This is a genomic window from Acidovorax sp. HMWF029 (assembly GCF_003060895.1).
In the GTDB taxonomy this organism is placed as follows: domain Bacteria; phylum Pseudomonadota; class Gammaproteobacteria; order Burkholderiales; family Burkholderiaceae_C; genus Acidovorax.
In genome coordinates, this window is the sequence record NZ_QAIH01000052.1 from 17298 (window position 1) to 38243 (window position 20946).

A 20946-nucleotide genomic window follows, 5' to 3' on the forward strand; every position below is an offset into this window, starting at 1 on the left:
CAATTCATCTGCCCCCGCAGGCAGGCTTGCAATCCTACAGTCGAGTCATCAAAGGAGCCATCACCATGCTGACTGTTCGTAAATCGCAAGACCGGGGCCACGCCGACCATGGCTGGCTCAACTCATTCCATAGCTTCTCGTTTGCGGGTTACTACGATCCGGCCCATATGGGCTTTGGCAACCTGCGGGTCATCAACGAAGACCGCATCGCGCCAGGCACCGGGTTTGGCACCCATGGCCACCGTGACATGGAAATCATCAGCTACGTGCTGTCGGGCGAACTCGCCCACAAGGACAGCATGGGCAACGTCAAGGGCATACCGCCCGGCGACGTGCAGCGCATGAGCGCGGGCACGGGCGTTCAGCACAGCGAGTTCAACCACGCTGCAGGCCAGACCACGCATTTCCTGCAGATCTGGATTGAGCCCAATGTGCGAGGTATTCCCCCTAGCTACGAGCAGAAAACCTTTGCCGAAGTCGATAAGCGGGGCGTGTTGCGCCTGGTGGCATCGCCCGATGGCGCCCAGGGCTCGGTGAAGATCCATGCCGATGCGGCCCTGTACGCGGGCTTGCTGAATGGCGCTGAATCCGCCACGCTGGCGCTCAACCCCGCCCGCAAGACCTATGTGCACCTGGTGCGTGGCGCGCTGACTGCCAACGGCCAGGCCCTGTCGGGCGGCGATGCCCTGCTGATGGAAAAGGAAACCATCTTGTCGTTGACCGATGGCCGCGACGCCGAGGTGCTGGTGTTTGACCTGGCCGCCTGATCTCTGGATCGATTTTTTCTCAGTCCCCTTCACTCAGGAGTTCTTCACCATGTTCACCTCCCTGCAAAACCCCCTGGCCCTGGCATCGCGCCTGCTGCTGGCTGCGCTGTTCCTGCCTGCGGGCATCAGCAAGCTCACCGGCTTTGCCGGTACCGTGGGCTACATCACGTCCGTGGGCCTGCCCATGCCCACGGTGGCGGCCGCCATTGCGGCAGCGGTGGAAGTGCTGGGCAGCCTGGCGCTGATCTTTGGCGTGGGCACCCGGTTTGCTGCCCTGGCACTGGCCTTCTTCACGCTGGTGGCCAGCTTTTTCTTCCACGCCTACTGGAGTCTGCCTGCCGACAAGCAGATGATGCAGCAGCTCATGTTCTTCAAGAACGTGGGCGTGACTGGCGGCCTGCTGGCTCTGGCAGCCTTCGGCGCTGGCGCCTGGAGTCTGGACGCGCGTCGTCTGGGCCGCTGAGTCGGCGTGTGTGAATGAATGGGCCTGTAGCCTGCAGTGCTACAGGTTCTGGCGTTCAATCCGCCTTGGCTGGTTGTTTTTGTCCCTTTTATCGTTCCCCCATCGTTTCAACAGGAGTTTTCTCATGGCACAGATCGCAGTTGTCTACCACTCGGGTTACGGTCATACACAACGCCTGGCGCAAGCCGTGGCCGAGGGCGCGGGCGCCCAGCTGGTCGCCATTGATGCCGAGGGCAACCTGCCCGAAGGCGGCTGGGAAACGCTGGCCGCAGCCAGCGCCATCATCTTTGGCTCGCCCACCTACATGGCTGGCCCCAGCTGGCAGTTCAAGAAGTTTGCCGACGCCTCATCCAAGCCCTGGTTCAGCCAGGCCTGGAAAGACAAGCTTTTCGCAGGGTTTACCAATAGCGCCAGCACCAATGGCGACAAGCAGGTCACGCTGGACTATCTGTTCCACCTGGCCATGCAGCATGGCGGGGTGTGGGTGGGCACCGGCATGATGCCCGCCAACTCCAAGGCCGCAACGCGCAACGATGTGAACTGGCTTGGCTCGTTCAGTGGTGCCATGGCGCAGTCGCCGTCTGACGCCTCGGCCGCCGAGATGTTCCCCGGCGACCTGGAGACTGGCCGCCAGTTTGGCCAGCGCGTGGCGGACGTGGCCCGCCGCCTTGACCGTTGAGCGGGCTGTTTGCCGCTAAAGTGGCGCGCCCAGACACACCAAGGAGAACACCCCATGGCAGTTGAGTTGCGGCGCGTCGCTGGCGCGCCCATGGCCCAGGTCGTGCACATCCGTACGCACGACCTCGTGGCCGATGGCAGTGTGGAGGAGGGCGGCACCGACAGCGGCCCCAGCCCGCATGACCTGTATGACGCAGCACTGGGGGCCTGCAAGGCGCTCACGGTGCTGTGGTATGCACGCCGCAAGGGCTTGCCGGTGGAGGATGTGCAGACTGTGGTCGAGCACGATGCGTCGGCCGAACGCACGGGCGTCTACCGCCTCGCTACCCGGCTGCAGGTCCGCGGGGATCTCAACGATGCGCAGATCGCAGAGCTGGAAGCCGTGGCGCAGAAATGCCCCGTGCACAAGCTGATGACCACGGTGACAACCGAGATCAGCACTTCGGTGGAGCTTGTGCCATGAGCGAAGCACCCAGCTTTCTGCAGCTCAGGGGCCATGCCAAGGACCTGGGCGGTGGCTTCACCGTGCGCCGCCTGCTGCCCGCAGTGCAGCGCAAGGCCGTGGGGCCATTCCTGTTCTTTGACCACTTTGGCCCGGTGACGGTGTTGCCTGGCGACAGCCACGATGTGCGGCCCCATCCGCACATTGGCCTGGCCACGGTGACCTATCTGTTCTCTGGCGCCATCATGCACCGCGACAGCCTGGGCTGCGTGCAGCAGATTGAGCCCGGCGCCATCAATTGGATGACGGCGGGCCGGGGCATCGTGCATTCCGAACGGCGCCCAGAAAGCCTGGCAAACCAGTCCTATGAGAACCACGGCATCCAGCTGTGGACGGCGCTGCCGGTAGCGCATGAAGAGGCGGATCCGTCTTTTGCGCACACACCTGCAGCGGATATTCCCGAGGTGCATGTGGCCGGTACCGGTGGCGCCGCAGGCGCCACGGTGCGTGTGCTCATCGGCACGGCCTTTGGCCAGACCTCGCCGGTGGCCACCTTGTCGCCCACGCTGTACCTGGATGTGCAGCTGTCCGCAGGCGCTGCGCTGGAGATCCCGGCGCTGGCGCAGGAAATGGCGGTCTACACCGTGGACCAGCCAGTGCAGCTCAACGGCCAGCCTCTGGATGCGCAGTTGCTGGGCGTGGTCGAGGCCGGGCAGGGCATGCACCTCGCGGCCCCGGCCAATGCGGCGGCCCGGCTGATGGTGATTGGCGGTGATGCGCTGGATGTCCCGCGCCACATGTGGTGGAACTTTGTGTCCAGCCGCAAGGAGCGCATCGTGCAGGCTGCGCAAGACTGGGATGCTCAGCGTTTTGACCCCGTGCCGGGCGAGACGGAGTTCATCCCGCTGCCGCCCCAGCGCTTCAAGGCGGACTGAAGCCGCCCTTGGTCATGCCTTTTCAGGCCTTGACCGTGCCACACCCCTGCCGGAGCAGGGGGATCAGCTCCGCCTCGGGCACGGGGCGGCTGAAGTGGTAGCCCTGCCCCTGGTCACAGCCCAGGCCTTGCAGGATCTGTACATGGCGGGCTTCCTCCACCCCTTCGGCCACGATGGCAAATCCCAGGCTCTGGCCCATGCGCACCACGGCCGAGACAATGGTCACGTCCTGCGTGCTGCGGTGCAGGTCGCGGATGAAGGCCTGGTCGATCTTGAGCGTATCCACTGGCAGGTTTTTCAGGTACGACAGGGATGAATACCCGGTGCCGAAATCGTCGATGGCAATGCTGTAGCCCAGCTCCTTGATGGCGATGAACTTGCCGGTCACGTCCTCCAGCCCGCTGATCAACGCACTTTCGGTCACTTCAAGCTGGATCAGGCGCGGGATGTCGCGGTCTTCGGTGGCGATGGCGCGCAGCGTCTGCAGCAGGCGGGGGCTGCGGAACTGCGCCGCTGCCACGTTCACCGCCACGGGCACTTCGGTGCCTAGCGTGTCGCGCCAGCGCCGTGCGGCGGCGATGGCTTCGCGCAGCACCCAGTCGCCGATATCAATGATGAGGCCGCTTTCTTCTGCAATGGGGATGAAGCTGGCGGGCGGGATGCGGCCAAGCTGCTGGCTTTCCCAGCGCAGCAGGGCTTCCACACCCGCCACCCGGCCTGTCGCCAGGTCCACCTTGGGCTGGTAGGCCAGCCAGAACTCGCCCTGGGCCAGCGCGGTACGCAGGCCGTTCTCAACACTCAGCCGCCGCGACGACTCCTGCAGCTGCCGGTCGTCAAAGACGCAATAGGTGTTGCGCCCAAGCTTCTTGGCGGCATACATCCCCATGTCCGCGCGGCTCACCAGTTCGGCTGGCGTGCTGCCGTGGTCTGGGAAGAAGCTGATGCCCACCGACGGCGTGACGTGCAGCTGGTAGCCTTCAAGGCTGAAAGGGCGGCGGATCTGGTTCATCAGATCTTGCGCCAGCGCAATGGCCTGATCGTCTCCGTCCAGCTGAGGCAACACCACCAGAAACTCGTCGCCACCATGGCGCGTGACCCAGGCTGGGGGCATCACGGTGGCCTGCAGGCGCAGCGCCAGCTGGCGCAGCAGCAGATCGCCCACCTGGTGGCCCAGGGTGTCATTGATGTCCTTGAAGTTGTCCAGATCGATAAAGAGCAGGGCCAGGCGGCCCTGGGCAGCCCGCGATCGGGTCAGGTCCTGCGGCAGGTCGCGTGCAAGCTTGGAGCGGTTGCCCAGGCCGGTGAGCGGGTCGTGGAAGGCCTGGAAGACGATCTGCCGCTCTTTGTCGATTTCTTCGGAGATGTCGCGCAGCACCAGCAGCAGCACCACGTCCCCCGGGTTGTGCAGGGGCACAGCATTGAGTTCTGCCACAAAGGCCCGCGCGTGTGCGGGTGCGATGCGCAGCTCACCGCGGACCCGCTGGGGCTTTCCGGATTGACGGGCCTGTTCCAGCCATTCGCCGCGCAGCTCGCCACTGGCTTCGTCATGCAGCCGGAACAGGTTGTGCCAGGGCTGCCCTTGCAGGTCTGGCTCGGCCATACCAAGCAGGCGCGCCGCTGCACCGTTGGCGTAGGCCACCTCGCCTGCACCATTCAGGGCCAGCACGCCGTCGCTCAGCGCACCCAGCGTGGCCTCGATCTCCTGCACGCGCGCTCGAAGCGCACGCTCGGCCAGCAGACGCAGTCCGGCTTCGGTGGCACGTTCGGTGTGGAACCGGTTGAGGGCATCCACCAAGGCGTCCAGTTCGTCGGGCTGAGTGCCGCTGGAGCGGCGCTGCAGGCGGATGCGGTCCTGGTTATCCAGTGGGTTCAGCCCGGTGACGGCCCGCGCCAGGGCCGACAGGTGGCGCATGATGAGCCAGCGCACGATGACCACCAGCATGGCGGAAATGCTGGCGATCTGCAGCAGCTGGGCAATGGCAATGCGCCAGGCGGTTTCGGCCTGCTGGGCGCGTAGCGCGGTGTAGGACTCGTACACGCGGATCTCGCCCAGCTGCGAGCGGCCCGGCGTGGAGTTGGCAGGGTCTGCAATGGGGATGGTCCAGGTGGTATCGACAGGGGGGAGCTCACCGGGGCGCGAGACCGTCATCACCGTACGTTCTCCGTCCAGAACATCGGCGCGCACGATGGCGCCTTCGCCGACCATGCCCGTGAGCAGGGCGTGCAGGCTGGCATTGTTGAAGTTCCAGAGGCTATCGCTGAGTGCGGGCAGGTTCTGCTGCACGCTGCGCTGGGCCTGCTCATGCGCCCGTTGCAGTAGCAGGGCCCTCTCTTGCCAGACGGTGACCCCGGTGATCGCCGCAAATGCCACCAGGCTGACCACAACCACCCAGGCCAGGGTTTTTGCGGTCAGTGAGGAGGGCTTGAAGGAGCGCATGGGCCGTGGTGGTAGTACCTGCGCCATGACTGCACGGCCGGTTGTCAGGGAGGCGAGCAATGATCTTGCCAGCGCGTTTGAAGCCATTATGGAGGCGCCTGGACATTGACACAACGCACACAGGTGGTTACGTTATTTCTTCCGTGGTTAAAAAAGGAGCACACCATGCGACGCCATCTTTGCCTTCTTTGGGCCTTGCTGCTGGTGTGTGTGGGGGGCGCCAGCGTTCAGGCCGAGACGCTGCGCATTGCCACCGGCGAGTTGCCGCCCTATGCCAGCTCGGCGAGGGCTGACCAGGGGATGTCCCTGCACATCGTGCGCCAGGCGTTTGCCAAGGCCGGGGTGCAGGTGGAGTATGTGTTTTTGCCCTGGACGCGGGCCCTGGTCGAGACGCGCGATGGCAAGTGGGACGCCACCGCCGCCTGGGGTCGAAACGCCGAGCGCGACAAGGGGTTTCTGGTCAGCGACAACGTGCTGACCGAGCAGTGGCAGATCCTGTACCGCAGTGACCGAAACTTCACCTGGAGCAGCCTGCAGGACTTGGCGGGCCTGCGCATTGGTGTGGTGGCCGACTACACCTACACACCCGTGTTTTGGCGCATGGTCAAGGATGGCACCCTGCGCGCGGATGTGGCGCCCGACGATGTGAGCAACCTCAACAAGCTGCTGGCGGGCCGCGTTGACTTGGTGCCGCTGGACCGCAATGTGGCTTGCGACCTGCTGGGTGCCAAGTTCACGGGCGAGCAGGCGCGCCGCGTGCGGGCGCACCCCAAGCTGTTTGTGCCCGACTTCACGACCCACCTGATGATGAGCGAGAAGCTGCCCGCCAGCGCCAAGCGCATGGAGGCTTTCAACCGGGGGCTGAAAGCGCTGCGCCAGTCGGGGGAGTACGGCAAGATCCTGCAGCAGCAGCCCTGTTCCGCCGATCTGGCGCAGGCGCTGCAGGGTGGCTGAAGATGCCGGTTGGAATTTCTGGTTAAAAAGGCGGTTCCCGCGCGATGGGTAAGCCCTTTTAGCTATTGATTTTGTAGCTTTCGCTGTCTGCTGCACGCAGGTCCGTTGCGAGCACGGCACGCTCGTCAAACACAAAACACCCGCCGTGGTAATGCGCGCCGTCGGTCAGTTCAAAGTACTTGAGGATGCCGCCCTCCAGCTGGTAGACATGTTGCAGGCCTTCCTCGCGCATGAGGATGGCCGCCTTTTCGCAGCGGATGCCGCCCGTGCAAAAGCTCACCACGGTTTTGTCGTGCAACTCGGCCTTGTGGGCGCGCAGGGCGGGCGGAAACTCGGTGAACTTGTCGATGCGCCAGTCGATAGCGTTGTCGAAGGTGCCAGCATCCACCTCAAAGGCGTTGCGTGTGTCGAGTGTGACCACCTCGCGACCCTCGTCGTCATGGCCCTGCGCAAGCCATCGGTGCAGCGTGGCCGGGTCCACCGACGGTGCGCGTCCTTCGGCGGGCCGGATGGTGGGGTGGTCCATGCGGATGATCTCGCGCTTGACCTTGACCAGCATCTTGCGAAACGGCACCGTGGCAGACCAGCTCTCCTTGGGCTGCACGTCGGCAAACCGGGCGTCGGTGCGCAACTGCCCGACAAAGCCGCGCACCGCATCGGCAGGCCCCGCCAGAAAGAAGTTGATGCCTTCTTCGGCCAGCAGGATGGTGCCCTTGAGTTGTGCGGCCACCGCGCGTTCGTGCAGCACCTCACGCAGCGCAGCAGCATCGGGCAGCGGCACAAACTTGTAGCAGGAGATGTTGAGGACGGTGTGGGTGGTATTCACGGCAGTAAAAATGCACAAAGGCCCGCTGGCGGGCCTGTGGGTCACAGTGGCCGGGTTGCGCTCGGGGGCGCAGCCGGACGTGTTCACTTTTTCTCAGGCGGCGGGTGACAGTAGCGTGGTTTCTATCTTGTTGGCCAGTTGGGCGATGGCCAGCGCCGCCGGGCAGCCAGGGGTTTGCAACAGCAGCAGCTGGCGGCGCATCACTGCATCGCGCACCGATGGGTCGGCGGGAATGTCGCCCATGTGGATCAGACGCATGGGGCGGCCCGATTCGGTGCTCACAAAGCGGTCTAGCACCTGCTGCAGCTGGCTGGTAATGGCGCGACCGTCGCCGGGGCGCGCGGCCTGGTTGATGACCATGCGCACATGCTGGCGCTTTTGCTGCATGGCCAGCACTTTGATGGCGGCGTAGGCGTCGGTCAGCGATGTGGGCTCGGGCGTGGCCACGATCAGAACCTCGGAGGCCAGGGACACCGAGAACAGCACAACGTCGGAGATGCCAGCGCCGGTGTCTAGCAGCACCACGTCGTAGCGCGGGGTGAGCGCCTGGATCACACTCAAGAATTGGTTGCGAACTTCGGGCGTGAGGCGCGAATACTCCACCATGCCGGAGCCCGCCAGCAGCACATCGAAACCGCCGGGGGCGGCAATGACGGCGTCGTCCAGCGCAGCTTTGCCAGTGAAGACGTCGTGCAGCGTGATCTTGGGATGCAGGTTCAGCACCACGTCCAGGTTGGCCAGGCCCAGGTCGGCGTCCAGCACGAGCACGCGCTGGCCCCGGCGGGTGAGGGCGGCGGCGAGGTTGGCGGAAACAAAGGTTTTGCCCACGCCACCCTTGCCGCTGGTGACAGCAATGATGCGTGCGCCATCCTGGGCGGCGGGTGTTGGTATGGCGGGGCCTGCAGAGGCTGCAGGCGTGGTGGGTTGAGGGGTCAGCGCGTCGCTCATCATCTAACTTTCAGTAGGCGCTGCCTGTGGGGTTGGGGTCCAGCGGGGGCAGGTCGCCCCAACCCGATGGGGTGTAGAGCGGGCCAAACAACAGGCTTTTCTCTTCGGCACTGACGGTGCTGTCGGGTTGCTCCTCAATGCTGATGCGGTTGCGTCCGGCCGATTTGGCCTGGTAGAGCTGGTGGTCGGCGCGGTCGGTCCACAACAAGGTGGTGGAGCGGATCCACTGCATGGCAAAGGCGCCGCCGACACTCACCGTCACGTTCAGTTCCACCCCAGGCGAGATTCGGATGGGCGTGTTGGCAACGGCCCGGCGGATGCGCTCGGCCACCACGCGGCCAAAGGCCGCCTGACAGGCTGGCAGCACCACGGCGAACTCCTCGCCGCCATAGCGGGCCAGGGTATCCATGGGGCGCACGCAGGCGCTGAGCGTGCGTGCCACCGATTGCAGCACTACATCGCCCGCCGGGTGACCATGCGTGTCGTTCACCTTCTTGAAATGGTCGATATCGAGCATGAGCAGCAGGGCTGCTTCGCCCGAGCGCGTCACGCGGTCAATCTCGCGTTCCAGCACGGCACGGAAATGCCGGCGGTTGGCCAGGCCCGTGAGTGGGTCTTTGAGGGACAGCTCGCACAGGCCGTCGATCAGGCCTTGCAAGTAGCACGAAGGGCTTTCCCGGTGCAACGCTGCTTCGCTGCCGCCGGCCTGAGCGACCAGCGCGTGAGCAGTGTCCAGGCGAAGTTCGCGCAGATCTACTAGATGGGAGGCCGCAGAGTCAGACACAAATCGAGCAAAGAGAGTTTGCGCAGTGTACCAGTGGCAGGGGCTGGCCAGCCCCTGCCCGGGGTGTAGGTAAAACCCGGGCAGTGGCTTGCCTGGCGGCGTTCATGCCCTGGCGACAGGCTCGGGCAACTGCTGCATGGCCATCAGCATGTCGGCGTCGGTGCGGTACATGGCCAGCCCGGCGCGCGCCTGCAGCAGGCCCGCCTGCCTGAGCACCTGCTCGGCGGGCAGCTTGAGGCCGCTCAGGTGCAGGGTTCCGCCCCTGGATTGCATCAGCGCCAGCAGCTGCGCGAAGGTCTCCACCCCTGTAACGTCGATGCGGTTGATGGGCTGGGCCAGCAGGCACAGGTGCACCACGTCGGGGTGTTGGGCCAGGTGCTCGGCCACCCGCCGCTCAAGCGCACTGGCCGAGGCAAAGTCGAGCTCGGCGTCCATGCGCAGTGCCAGCAACCGGGGCGCCAGTGGGGGCAGGTGCCACAGGTGGCGGTCGCGCAGGCTGCCGTCGGGGTGCAGGCCCACTTCAATAATGCGCGGGTGCAGCCGCTGGTAGAGAAAGTGGCTCAGGTTGACCAGCAGCCCCACCAGCACGCCCCAGTACATGCGCGGCGCCGTGGCCAGGGTCAGGGCAAAGGTGATACCACCGATCACGGCCTCGACCCGCGACACCCGCCACAGCCGCAGCAGCGTGCCGGGCTTGATGAGGCTGGTCACGGCCGTGACCACCACAGCAGCCAGCACCGACTGCGGCACGTGGTACAGCGCGGGTGTAAGCCACAGCAGCGCCACCAGCACCAGGCTCAGCGCAAACAGCGTGGCCCAGCCGCTTTTGGCTCCGGCATAGAGGTTGATGGCCGAGCGGGAGAACGACGCGCTGGTGGCGAAGCTGCCGCACAGGCCGCTGCTGATCTTGGCCAGGCCTTGGCCGATCAGGTCCTGGTTTTCGTTCCATTGTTCCCCCGAGCGCTGGCTCTCGACCTTGGCACTGGAGGCCGTTTCCAGAAAGCTCACCAGCGTGACCACCAGCACAGGCATCACCAGGGCCGAAAAGCTGGACCAAGGCAAGGCTCCCGGCCAGTAAGGGGCGGGCAGGCCCGAGGGCAGGGCTCCCACCACTGCGCCACCGGCGTCGGCATACCCCAGGGCCCAGCTCAGTGCGCCTGCAGCCCCCACGATCACGATGGCAGCCGGAAAACTCGGCCGCCAGCGGCGCGCCAGCACCAGCAGCGCGAGGCTGCCCAGCCCGAAGGCGGCGGCCGTCAGGTCGAACAGGCCGGGCGAGGGGGTGGTCAGCAGGGTGCTCCACTCTGCGGCCCGCAGGCCGGTGAGCGCACCGAGCTGCGAACCCAGAATCAGCAGAGCCGCGGCCTGCGTGAAGCCATTGAGCACAGGCGAGGTGACCAGGTTCAGCAGCCACCCAAACCTCGCCAGCCCCATCACCAGCTGCAGCAGGCCCGAGAGCATGGCCATCCACGCCGCCATGGCCACCCACTGGGCGCTGCCTGGCTCAGCCAGGCCGGTGAGCGAGGCGCCAATCAGCAGACTGGTGAGTGCCGTTGGCCCCACGCCAAGCCGGGTGGAGGCACTGAACAGCACAGCGATTAACGCAGGGATCAGCGAGGCGTAGATCCCCGTGACCAGCGGCATGCCCGCCAGCGCGGCATAGGCGACACCCTGTGGCACCAGCATCAGGCCCACGGTCATGCCTGCCCAGAACTCGCCCTTGAGCATGTGGCGGTCAGGACGGGGCCATGTGAGAAACGGAAACCAGCGGGTCAGCAACGGCGAAATCATTGCCCGATTGTCGCGTGTCAATGCAAGGAATTTGCCGTCGCGAGGGGCTACCGCCCGGCATGGCAGCCCGGCACCGTCCTACAGGCTCTTCGGCCCTGTCTGACCCACATGCCGTATGGGGCTGCCTACAGTGAGGTGAGGGCCATGTTTCAACCGAAAGGAGTCGCAGCATGAACAACTCGACAATGACCAGTTTCCACCCCACCCATCGTGTGGCCAGCCTGCTGGCGGTGAGCGCTCTGGCCCTGGGCCTCGCGGCCTGTGGCAAGACCGAAGAGCCCACAGTGGGCCAGCGGCTCGACTCTGCCGTCGAGAAAACCGGGCAAGCCACTGCCGATGCCCGCGCCAAAGCCGAGGCTGCCATGCAGAGTGCGGAAACCAAGATGGAGCAGGGCGCAGCCAGCGCTGAAGCGACAGCCAAGCAGGCCGCCGGTGCCGCCAAGGGTGCGATCGATGACGCTGCCATCACCGCCCAGGTGAACGCAGGCCTGGCCAGAGACCCTGATCTCAGCGCCGTCAAGATCAACGTGGACACCGTGAACGGCAAGGTCACGCTGAACGGCCCTGCGCCTTCCACTGTGGCCCGCGACCGTGCCGAGACTATCACCAAGGCCGTCAGCGGAGTCACCTCGGTGAACAACCAGCTGGTAGTGAACCCCAGCTAAAGCAGCTCCAGCCCGCATGCATGGCGCCGCCCAGGCTGGACGTGGGCGGCACGCTACCATGGCCGCCATGAAAGACCACGACACCGATCTCGCCACCCGCATCGTCCACCACGATTACCTGCCACCCGCCGGTTTTGAAGCACCCCAGCCCGGGGTCTACAAGGCCTCCACCGTCATCTTCCCGAACGTCGCCGCGATGCGTTCGCGCGAATGGAAGGACAAGAGCGGCTACACCTACGGCCTGCATGGCACACCCACCACCTTCATTCTGGAGGAACGCCTGTGCACGCTGGAAGGTGGCCTGCAGTGCGTGCTGGTGCCCAGCGGCCTGGCCGCCATTGCCAACGTGGGGCTGGCCCTGCTCAAGCCCGGCGACGAGGTGCTGATCCCCGACAACGCGTATGGCCCCGGCAAGGACTTCGCCAACGGCGAGTTGGCCCGCTTCGGCGTTACCCATGCGTTTTATGACCCGCTGGACCCGGCGGACCTTGCCGCCCGCATCACCCCCGCCACCCGGCTGGTGTGGCTGGAGGCGCCGGGCTCGGTGAGCATGGAGTTTCCCGACCTGTGCGAGCAGGTGCGCATCTGCCGTGCGCGGGGCGTGACCACGGCGCTGGACAACACCTGGGGCGCGGGCCTGGCGTTTGCGCCGTTTGACCTGACGGGCGACGGCAGCCTGGGTGTGGACATTTCTGCCCATGCCCTGACCAAGTACCCCAGCGGCGGTGGCGATGTGCTCATGGGCAGCGTCATCACGCGCGACCTGGGCCTGCACATGAAGATCAAGCTCACGCACATGCGCCTGGGCCTGGGGGTGGGCGCCAACGATGTGGAGGCCGTGCTGCGGGCGCTGCCCAGCATTGGCTTGCGCTACCGCGCCCACGACGAAGCCGCCCGCGCGTTGGCGCGGTGGCTGCAACAGCAACCGGCCATTGCACAGGTGCTGCACCCTGCTCTTGACGGTGCGCCCGGCCACGCTCACTGGAAGGCCCTGTGTGGCACAGCACAGGGCGGGCAGGGCGCGGCGGCGGGCCTGTTCAGTGTGATGATCGACGCGCGCTACACGCAGCAGCAGGTAGACGCGTTCTGCGACGGCCTGCGCCTTTTCAAGCTGGGCTACAGCTGGGGTGGCCCCATGAGCCTGGTCGTGCCCTACAACATTGGCAGCATGCGCAGCCGTCCTTCGCCGCACCTGAAGCCCGGCACGCTGGTGCGTTTTTCCGTGGGGCTTGAAGCGGTGGAAGACCTGCGGGGCGATTTGCAGCAGGCCCTGGAGCGCGCCTTTCCCGCCGCTTGAGTGGGCTATTCGGCACCGCCGCCCGGCAGCCTACGCCGTTCGGGCTACGGGCTTTCCTCAGTGGCGCTGCCGCTGCAGCCGACTTAGTGTTAGGGCATGACCCTGACATCTTCCAAGCCCGCACCGGACCCACTCAGCACGCCGGACACCTCTGAAGCCCAGCACGCCGAGGCCATTGCAGACCGTGTGAAGGCCCAGACCGCCCAGCCCGTCGAGGTGCAGCCGCTGCGACTGGCCGACCCCTTGCGCTGGCTGCTGCGGGGGCTGGACGACGTGCGGACGGCGCCGGGCATCGCAGTGTTCTATGGCCTGTGCTTTTGGGGCATGGCGGTGGTGTTGGGCTGGGTGTTCCGCACGCGGCCTGAGTACACCATGTCCATGGCCAGCGGCTGCCTGCTGCTGGGGCCGTTTCTGGCCATGGGGCTGTACGACACCAGCCGCAGGCGCGAGGCGGGGCTCAAGCCGCAGCTGAGCGAATCGCTCACCTGCTGGGACAGCCACATGGGCAGCATGGGCATGCTCGTGCTGGTGCTCGTGGTGCTGGAGCTGCTCTGGGGCCGCGCGTCGCTGGTGGTGTTTGCGGTGTTCTTCAACACCGGCATGCCGTCCACCACGGGGGTGCTGCAGGCGGTTTTCAACCCGCAGAACTGGAGTTTTGTGGCGGTGTATTCCGTGGTGGGCGGCGTGTTTGCTGCGCTGGTGTTCTCCACCTCGGTGGTGTCCATCCCCATGATCCTGGACCGCGACACCGATGCCCTCACCGCAGGCATCACCAGCATGCGTGTGGTACTTGCCAACCCCCTGGTCATGCTGGTGTGGGGGGCGCTTATCACCACCATCGTTGCGGCATCGCTTTGGTTCTGGGGCGTGGGGTTGCTGCTGGCGGGCCCGGTGCTGGGCTTTGCGAGCTGGCACGCATACCGCGCGGCGGTTGCGCGGGTCACGCCACCACCGGCTGCTGCGGCGTGATGTCCCGAGTTGGCTCAATGGAGCATGCTGTTACAGTGGGTCTCTATTTCAGGAAGCAACTACCTTGGCAACACCTAACTACGGATACGAAAAGCGCCAGCGCGAACTCGCCAAAAAACAGAAAAAAGAAGAGAAGCTGAGGGCCAAGGCGCACCGCAGGCCGGATGAGCCGCACGGGGACCAGCCCGTTGACGATCAGCCTGCGGGTGACCCGGCCACCCCTGGCCAGCCTGGAGGTGCCGCCAGCGCCTGACAGCCGGGGGCTGGCGTCAGCGCAGCAGTTTTTTCAGTTCCGGCCACACATTGGCCAGCATCTGTGGATGCGCCTCGGCGCGCGGGTGGATGCGGTCAGGCTGGAACAGGCGGGTTGGGTCTGGCCCATCCGCCACCCCTTTCAGCAGAAAGGGCACCACGGCCGCCTTCTGGGCCTGCGCCACGGTGGCAAACAAACCCGCAAACTTGTTCGCGTAGTCGGTGCCATAGTTCGGCGGCACCTGCATTCCCACCAGCAAGACCTTGGCTCCGGCCTTCTGGGCTGCCTGCGTCATCCAGGTCAGGTTTTCCTCGGTGTTCTTGAGAGGCAGGCCGCGCAGGGCATCGTTGCCGCCCAGCTCGATCACCACATGGGTAGGCTTGTGCTGGGCCAGCAGCGCCGCCAGGCGCGAGCGGCCGCCCGAGGTGGTTTCGCCGCTCACGCTGGCATTGACCACAGTGACATTCAGCTTGTCTTGTGCGAGTTGTTTTTCCAGCAGCGCCACCCAGCCCGTGCCGCGCGCCAGGCCGTATTCGGCGCTCAGCGAGTCGCCCAGCACCAGCAGCAGGGGCGTGCGTGCGGGCGTGGCGGGGGCCTTGGTTTGGGCCAGGGCGGCCGGGGTGCAAAGCCCCACCAATGCTCCGGTGGCTGCGCTCACGATAAAGTGGCGCCGACGCAGGTATCGAATCAAAGCAAAAATCCTTTCATGTCCGAATCCTCCCCACTGCCGCAGGCATCGCCCGCAACCCCCATCATTGCCGTGGAGCATGTCTTCAAGTCGGTGACCGATTCCACCGGAACCCTCGACATTCTGCGGGATATCGATTTCCGCCTGGCTGCCAGGGAAACCGCCGCCATTGTGGGGGCCTCGGGCTCGGGCAAAAGCACGCTGCTGTCCATCATTGCGGGGCTTGATACCCCCACACGCGGCACGGTGCGGCTGGACGGCCATGACCTGTTTGCGCTGGACGAAGATGCCCGCGCCGCCCTGCGTGCGCAGAAGGTGGGGTTTGTGTTCCAGAGCTTCCAGCTCATGGGCAACCTCACGGCGCTGGAGAACGTGATGCTGCCGCTGGAGTTGTCCAACCGCCCCGAGGTCCGCAAAAACGCGCGCAAGGCCGCCACCGAGATGCTGGCCCGCGTGGGCCTGGGCCAGCGCCTGTCGCACTACCCCAAGGTGCTGTCTGGCGGAGAGCAGCAGCGCGTGGCCCTGGCGCGGGCCTTTGTGGTGCAGCCTGCCGTGCTGCTGGCCGACGAGCCCACGGGCAGCCTGGACTTTGCGACGGGCGAGACCATCATGCGGCTCATGTTCGAGCTCAACCGCGAGCAGGGCACCACGCTGGTCCTCGTCACGCACGACAGGGCCATCGCTGCGCAGTGCGAGCACCGCATCACCATCGACGCGGGGCGGGTCGTCTGAGTTGAAGTTTTTGGGGTTTTTTGGGCTGCTTCCGCGCGACTGTATTGCTTTTATAGCTATTAAATAAATAGCATAGTGTGGGGCCGCCCCGTGGCCAGCGGATAATCCCCGCATGTCCAGCCCCAAAGTTCTCTTCGGCTTTCACGCCGTGGGCGTGCGTCTGAAGACCGCGCCACAGTCCATCATCGAGATTTATTACGAAGCCACGCGCCGCGATGCGCGCATGCGCCAGTTTCTCGACCGTGCCCGCGAGGCCGGTGCCCGCCTCATCGAAGCCGACAGCGTGCGCATTGCCAAGTTGGCAGGCAGCCACGGCCACCAGGGCGTGGCCGCGCGGGTCGAGCCCGTGGCCCAGGTTACCTCGCTCGATGAGCTGCTGGAAAACCTCGAAGCCGCTGGCATCGAGCAGCCCCTGCTGCTGGTGCTGGATGGCGTGACCGACCCGCACAACCTGGGCGCCTGCCTGCGTGTAGCTGATGGCGCGGGAGCGCATGCCGTCATCGCCCCCAAAGACCACGCAGTGGGCATCAATGCCACTGTGGCCAAGGTGGCCAGCGGTGCGGCCGAGACCATGCCGTACTTCATGGTCACCAACCTGTCGCGCACGCTGAACGAGCTCAAGGAGCGCAATATCTGGTGCATCGGCACCAGCGACGACGCCCCCAAGACCATCTACCAGGTCGATCTGAAAGGCCCCGTGGCCCTGGTGCTGGGCGCCGAGGGCGACGGCATGCGCCAGCTCACGCGCAAGACCTGTGACGAGTTGGTCAGCATCCCCATGAAGGGCGCGGTGGAAAGCCTGAACGTGTCGGTGGCCAGCGGCGTGTGCCTGTACGAGGCCCTGCGCCAGAGATCTTGACCCCCCTGAGTCGCTTCGCGCCTTCCCCCCGAGGGGACGCCCCCAGCGCGGCGGGGCGGCCCTTGCGCGGGGGCACTGGTCTGGGCACGCGCCAGTTTCGTGCGCTGCAGGTTGAATGACGCGCAGCAAGAAGAAGTTGAGGCCCAGTTCTTGGACGCACAGATTCTGCAAACTGTCCGCGCCTGGGTCCAGCAGGCGCGACACATCGCCGTGCTCACCGGCGCAGGCGTGAGCGCCGAATCGGGCGTGCCCACCTTCCGCGGCGCGCAGACCGGCTACTGGGCGCAGTTCCGCCCCGAAGATATGGCCACGGAAGAAGGCTTCCGCGCCCACCCCCAGCGCGTGTGGGACTGGTACCAGTACCGGCGCGACCTGCTCGCCGATGTGGAGCCCAATGCCGGGCACCATGCGCTGGCCCGTTTTGCGCAGCAGCATCCGGGCAGGCTCACCCTCATCACCCAGAATGTGGATGGCCTGCACCAGCGTGCGGGCAGCACGGGCGTTTTGTGCCTGCACGGAGACATCGCTAGCAACCGCTGGCTCGACACCCCCCGCCCGTGCTGCCACCTCGACCATGCCGTGGCCGGGCACCCGCCCCATTGCGACCGCTGCGGCAACCTGGTGCGACCCGGCGTGGTGTGGTTTGGCGAGGCCTTGCCCTGGGCCACGCTCGAAGCGGCGCAGAACGCGGCTGCGCAGTGCGAGCTGATGCTGGTGGTGGGCACGGCCGGTGCGGTGTACCCCGCAGCTGGCCTGGCGCACCAGGCCCGGGCGGCGGGCGCGCAGGTGGTGGTGTTGAACCCTGCACCCAGCGAACTGGATGGCGTTGCACATGCGCTGCTGCGCGGAACGGCCGCCACGGTGTTGCCGCAACTGCTGAACTGCTGACACCAGGGCGCAAGCCCCGGGCGGCCATGGTGCCTTGCATTGACTAGGTGAAAACCCCCGGGTTTTATCCCTCGCGGCGGCTTTTGTCACGCAGCGGACAGGGCGTGCGCGCTGTGGCCGGTAGCCTGCGCCACCTTTACCCTTTCAGCCTCTGCATCACCATGAGCCGTCGTCAATTTCTGCTGCGCGCCACCCAGGCTGTCGCGGCCACCGGTCTGCCCATTTGGGCCTCGCACTCCCTGGCCGCTGAAGAGGCGCTGACCGCCCGCTCCATCACCCTGGGTTGCTCCATCGCACTCACCGGCCCTCTGGGCCAGGCCGGCATCGAGCAGCTGGCAGGCATGAAGGCCGCGTTTGCCGAGGTGAACGCCGCAGGCGGCGTGCACGGCCGCGAGATCCGCGTGGATGCCAAGGACGACGGCTACGTGGCCGCGCGCACCCTCAAGAACGTGACCGAAATGGTCGAAGCGCAGTCGATGTTTGCGCTGATCTCGCCCCTGGGAACGGCCAACACCGCCTCCATCCTGCCGCTCGTCGAGTCCAAGGGCATTCCCACCGTAGGGCCCGTCACGGGCGCCACATCGCTGCGCGTGCCCGGCAACAAGCATGTGTTCTTCCTGCGCCCCACCTACCGCGAGGAAACCCAGCGCCTGGTCAAGCAGATCGTGGACATGGGCCTCAAGCGCATTGCCGTGGTGTACCTGGACAACCCCTTCGGCAAGGAAGTGCTCAAGGACATGTCTGCGGCGCTCGATGAAATCAAGGTCGAACGCGGTGGTGAGTTTGCTCTGGCCGTGGATGGCAAGAACGGCGCCGAACTGGCCGACAAGGTGGCCGCCGAGCGTCCCGGCGCGGTGCTGCTGGCCACCACGGGCACGGCCAACACGGCTTTTGTGCATGCCTTCCGCGCCAAGGCGCAGGGCGTGCCGCTGGCGGGCCTGTCGGTCACGGTGATTTCGTCCGAGTTGCCCAAACTGGCCGCGTCCACACGCGGCCTGGCACTGGTGCAGGTGTTCCCGGACGCCAATTCGCAAAAATCGGTGGTGGTGCGCAGGTTTCAGAGCACCATGAAAGCCACCGGCGGCGATCCCGCCTTCCTGAACAGCGGCAGCGCACTCGAAGGCTGGCTCAACGCCCAGATCATGATCGAGGGCCTGAAAAACGCAGGCAAGGAACCCACACGCGAGCGCCTGCGCGCAGGCCTGGCCAGCATTCGCTCGTTGTCTTTTGGCGACTTCAACGTCGGCTTTGGCAACAAGGCCCCTTACATCGGCTCTGACGCGATCTACCTGGCGGTGTATGCCGAGAACGGGCGCCGGATCAGCTGAACAGGCTTGGTGGTGACGCGGTGCTGGCGGCTTCAGGCCAGGGGGCGGGCGGGCTCCAGCGCCCCGCTGAGCCGGTCGTGCAGTTCCACCACAGGCAGCACCGCCATGTGCTGGGCGCCGCTGCCCACCGTTGCAAGCCAGTGACAGGCGGCGTATTGCGCGGCGCGTTGCTCGTAGTGGTGCACCCATTCTTGGCGCTGGGGTAGCCGCTCTGGCTGCACGGGCCAGACGCCGGGCCGTGGGCGCATGTGCTGGTTGATGCCCATGCGCCAGGGCTTTCCCGTCAGACGAGCCCTGAAACAGCGCTGGTTGGTGCACATCCGCACATACAGAGGGTCTGCACCCACGGCAGAGAAAAAAGCCTGTGCTTCGGCGCTCAGCGGGTCCACCGGCCCCTGGGTGGCCAGCAGGCGCAGCCCGGCAGGCGTGCGGTACACCCGCACGGCCCAATGGGGGTGCTGCTGGACAAAGGCCTGCAGCCCGGCCATGGCCTGTGCCTGCGGGCCGCCCTGCAGTGCGTGGCCCAGGCGCTGCAGCAGCTTGGCCAGCGGCGATGTGAACAGCAACAGGGCCAGGATGCCCACCGCAAAACCCCAGCCGCCCAGCACCCAGCGCGCTGGCAGCAGCACGGCCACCACCAGCAGGGCCGCCGCCACGGTGTGCAGCTTCCAGCTTGCACCGGTGGCAAAGTCCACATCCGCAAAGAGCACGTCGGGCGTGTTCAGGCAGCGGGCGCCATAGGTGTTGCGTGTGATCACGGTGTCGCCATGGCGCTCCAGCACTTCCTCGCGGATGGGGACACCTTCTGCTCCGTTGTAGGCCACCTTGCGCTCGCGGCGGGGTGTTGCGTGGTCTTGCAGTGCCTGTGCGAGCGCGGCATCCACCCGGGCGTCGGCCATGGCCTGCGCTTCGGCCTCGCTGGTGTCTGACCAGCCCCAGCGCTGGACGGTGACCTTCTTGCGGCCCAGGCCGTGCTGGCGGCGCGCTTCTGCCCAATGGTTTGCAACGATCATGTGTGGTTCCCTCCGGGCCGCAATCTACACCGGCTGCGGTGTGGTGGCACGGCGCCGCTGCATCACACCCAGCCGATTGCCCCCATCACCGCCCCGGCGCCCAGCATCCACAGCAGATGCAGCTTGGTGCGCCACACCAGCAGCACGGTGGCGGCGCTCAGTGCCCACAGGGGCCAGTCGGAGGTCGTGCTGCCGTGGGCCCGCGCCAGCACCCAGGAGGTGGCGAGCAGCAGGCCAATCACCACGGGCGCCATGCCTTGCTTGAAGGCGCGCACGCCCCGGCGCTCACGGTTGCGGTGGCCCCAACGGGTTGCCAGCCAGGTGAGCATGCTGCTGGGCAGCATCACGCCCAGCATGCATACCGCCATGCCCAGTGCGCCCAGCAGCCAGCCGGCCACACCGGGGCCACCCGCGTTCATGCCCACGTTCCAGCCCAGCAGGGCAATGAACAGCACATTCGGGCCGGGGGCGGCCTGGGCAATGGCGATGGAGGCGTTGAACTGTGGGTCGGTCAGCCAGGCCTGGCGTTCGACGAGAAAGCGGTGCATGTCGGGCGCGGTGGCGATGGCGCCACCCACGGCCAGGAGCGACAGCGACAGGTAGTACAGGAACAGGTTGAGCCAGTCCATGGGACTGAGCAGGGAGGCTGTGCTGGTCATGACGCGAGCTTCCTCCAGGTCAGCAGGCAGGCCGCGCCACCGATCACCGGCAGGGTCCACCAGAGCGGCCAGCGCAGCACCACCATGGCCATGATGGTGAGCGCCGTGAAGACAACACACAGCGGGCGGCCCAGCGGGTGGTTCTTGATGGAGGTAAACAGCTTGATGCCCACGCCCGCAATCAGGCCCGCAGCCACGGCACCCATGCCGCGCAGCGCACCGGCCACAGCCGGGTGGCTGGCGAACTCGGCATAGATCACCGCCAGTGCCAACACCAGGATCAGCGGAAAGGTCAGCATGCCCGCCAGCGCCGCCAGCGCACCGCGCAGGCCAAAGTAGCGGTCGCCGATCATGATGCTGAGGTTGACCACATTGGGGCCCGGCATGATCTGCGCCACAGCCCATTCCTCGACGAACTCCTCGTTGGTCATCCAGCGCTTTTTCTCCACCAGCTCGCGCTGCACCACGGCCAGCACGCCGCCAAAGCCTTGCAGGGCCAGCCAGGTGAAGGACCAGAAGAGGTCGGCCAGGTTGCGCGGCTGGGGCCGGGGAGGGGGCGCGGCGTCGCAG

At 66.1% G+C, this 20946-nt stretch carries 23 protein-coding genes; 14 read left to right on the plus strand and 9 right to left on the minus strand.

All coding sequences use genetic code 11. The features are described 5' to 3' along the window. Positions 1-65 precede the first annotated feature (65 nt). From DBR12_RS03090 to DBR12_RS03110, 5 genes are all read left to right on the plus strand, one after another. Complete coding sequence (locus DBR12_RS03090) at positions 66-767, plus strand: pirin family protein (protein ID WP_108615922.1); 702 nt, start codon at positions 66-68, stop codon at positions 765-767. Positions 768-816: 49 nt separating this feature from the next. After that, on the plus strand, positions 817-1230 hold the full coding sequence (locus tag DBR12_RS03095) for a DoxX family protein (protein WP_108615902.1): 414 nt from the start codon (positions 817-819) through the stop codon (positions 1228-1230). Positions 1231-1354: 124 nt separating this feature from the next. Then, positions 1355-1909 (plus strand): flavodoxin family protein, encoded by a 555-nt coding sequence (locus DBR12_RS03100; RefSeq protein WP_108615903.1) that lies wholly within the window; start codon positions 1355-1357, stop codon positions 1907-1909. 54 nt (positions 1910-1963) lie between these two features. Next, positions 1964-2371, plus strand: a complete 408-nt coding sequence (locus tag DBR12_RS03105) for an OsmC family protein (protein ID WP_108615904.1) — start codon at positions 1964-1966, stop codon at positions 2369-2371. Further along, positions 2368-3285 carry a pirin family protein gene (locus tag DBR12_RS03110; protein WP_108615905.1) on the plus strand — a complete coding sequence of 306 codons (918 nt, stop codon included), beginning with the start codon at positions 2368-2370 and terminating at the stop codon, positions 3283-3285. Before DBR12_RS03105 ends, DBR12_RS03110 begins: the two co-directional genes overlap by 4 nt. A 22-nt stretch (positions 3286-3307) precedes the next feature. Here DBR12_RS03110 and DBR12_RS03115 read toward each other — a convergent pair whose 3' ends face one another. Further along, complete coding sequence (locus DBR12_RS03115) at positions 3308-5722, minus strand: bifunctional diguanylate cyclase/phosphodiesterase (RefSeq protein ID WP_158274968.1); 2415 nt, start codon at positions 5720-5722, stop codon at positions 3308-3310. Between the two features lie 165 nt (positions 5723-5887). Here DBR12_RS03115 and DBR12_RS03120 point away from each other — a divergent pair, with 165 nt between their 5' ends. Continuing rightward, positions 5888-6676: an ABC transporter substrate-binding protein gene (locus DBR12_RS03120; RefSeq protein WP_108615907.1), complete on the plus strand. Its 789-nt coding sequence runs from the start codon at positions 5888-5890 to the stop codon at positions 6674-6676. Positions 6677-6734: 58 nt separating this feature from the next. Here DBR12_RS03120 and DBR12_RS03125 read toward each other — a convergent pair whose 3' ends face one another. The 4 genes from DBR12_RS03125 to DBR12_RS03140 form a co-directional block, all read right to left on the minus strand. Then, positions 6735-7502, minus strand: coding sequence for a sulfurtransferase (locus DBR12_RS03125; RefSeq protein ID WP_108615908.1), 768 nt, complete (start codon positions 7500-7502; stop codon positions 6735-6737). Between the two features lie 93 nt (positions 7503-7595). Then, a complete protein-coding gene (locus tag DBR12_RS03130; RefSeq protein ID WP_108615923.1) occupies positions 7596-8450 on the minus strand; it encodes a MinD/ParA family protein in 855 nt (284 codons plus the stop codon). 10 nt (positions 8451-8460) lie between these two features. Then, entirely contained in the window at positions 8461-9234 is a 774-nt protein-coding gene (locus DBR12_RS03135) for a GGDEF domain-containing protein (RefSeq protein WP_108615909.1), read from the minus strand. A 102-nt stretch (positions 9235-9336) separates the two neighbouring features. Continuing rightward, positions 9337-11025, minus strand: a complete 1689-nt coding sequence (locus DBR12_RS03140) for a SulP family inorganic anion transporter (RefSeq protein ID WP_108615910.1) — start codon at positions 11023-11025, stop codon at positions 9337-9339. Between the two features lie 170 nt (positions 11026-11195). Here DBR12_RS03140 and DBR12_RS03145 point away from each other — a divergent pair, with 170 nt between their 5' ends. From DBR12_RS03145 to DBR12_RS22500, 4 genes are all read left to right on the plus strand, one after another. Next, complete coding sequence (locus DBR12_RS03145) at positions 11196-11690, plus strand: BON domain-containing protein (RefSeq protein ID WP_199226622.1); 495 nt, start codon at positions 11196-11198, stop codon at positions 11688-11690. A 58-nt stretch (positions 11691-11748) separates the two neighbouring features. Continuing rightward, a complete protein-coding gene (locus DBR12_RS03150; protein WP_108615912.1) occupies positions 11749-12987 on the plus strand; it encodes a PLP-dependent transferase in 1239 nt (412 codons plus the stop codon). A 96-nt stretch (positions 12988-13083) separates the two neighbouring features. Further along, complete coding sequence (locus DBR12_RS03155) at positions 13084-13956, plus strand: DUF2189 domain-containing protein (RefSeq protein ID WP_233244266.1); 873 nt, start codon at positions 13084-13086, stop codon at positions 13954-13956. A gap of 64 nt (positions 13957-14020) precedes the next feature. Then, a complete protein-coding gene (locus DBR12_RS22500; RefSeq protein WP_108615913.1) occupies positions 14021-14209 on the plus strand; it encodes a hypothetical protein in 189 nt (62 codons plus the stop codon). 16 nt (positions 14210-14225) lie between these two features. Here DBR12_RS22500 and DBR12_RS03165 read toward each other — a convergent pair whose 3' ends face one another. After that, positions 14226-14900, minus strand: coding sequence for an arylesterase (locus tag DBR12_RS03165; protein ID WP_108615914.1), 675 nt, complete (start codon positions 14898-14900; stop codon positions 14226-14228). Between the two features lie 15 nt (positions 14901-14915). Here DBR12_RS03165 and DBR12_RS03170 point away from each other — a divergent pair, with 15 nt between their 5' ends. The 4 genes from DBR12_RS03170 (at position 14916) to DBR12_RS03185 (ending at position 18704) form a co-directional block, all read left to right on the plus strand. After that, on the plus strand, positions 14916-15629 hold the full coding sequence (locus DBR12_RS03170) for an ABC transporter ATP-binding protein (RefSeq protein WP_108615915.1): 714 nt from the start codon (positions 14916-14918) through the stop codon (positions 15627-15629). A gap of 112 nt (positions 15630-15741) precedes the next feature. Beyond that, positions 15742-16488 carry a 23S rRNA (guanosine(2251)-2'-O)-methyltransferase RlmB gene (gene rlmB / locus DBR12_RS03175; protein ID WP_108615916.1) on the plus strand — a complete coding sequence of 249 codons (747 nt, stop codon included), beginning with the start codon at positions 15742-15744 and terminating at the stop codon, positions 16486-16488. A gap of 150 nt (positions 16489-16638) precedes the next feature. Further along, complete coding sequence (locus DBR12_RS03180; RefSeq protein WP_233244267.1) at positions 16639-17376, plus strand: NAD-dependent deacylase; 738 nt, start codon at positions 16639-16641, stop codon at positions 17374-17376. Positions 17377-17537: 161 nt separating this feature from the next. Further along, positions 17538-18704 carry an ABC transporter substrate-binding protein gene (locus tag DBR12_RS03185; protein WP_108615926.1) on the plus strand — a complete coding sequence of 389 codons (1167 nt, stop codon included), beginning with the start codon at positions 17538-17540 and terminating at the stop codon, positions 18702-18704. A 32-nt stretch (positions 18705-18736) separates the two neighbouring features. Here the strand turns inward: DBR12_RS03185 and DBR12_RS03190 are convergent, their stop codons facing one another. From DBR12_RS03190 to DBR12_RS03200, 3 genes are all read right to left on the minus strand, one after another. After that, complete coding sequence (locus tag DBR12_RS03190) at positions 18737-19717, minus strand: hypothetical protein (protein WP_108615917.1); 981 nt, start codon at positions 19715-19717, stop codon at positions 18737-18739. A 62-nt stretch (positions 19718-19779) separates the two neighbouring features. Then, positions 19780-20376, minus strand: a complete 597-nt coding sequence (locus tag DBR12_RS03195) for a chromate transporter (RefSeq protein WP_108615918.1) — start codon at positions 20374-20376, stop codon at positions 19780-19782. Beyond that, positions 20373-20946, minus strand: a 574-nt coding sequence (locus DBR12_RS03200; RefSeq protein WP_108615919.1) for a chromate transporter, incomplete at its 5' end; no start/stop codon positions are given. The genes DBR12_RS03195 and DBR12_RS03200, both read right to left, overlap by 4 nt.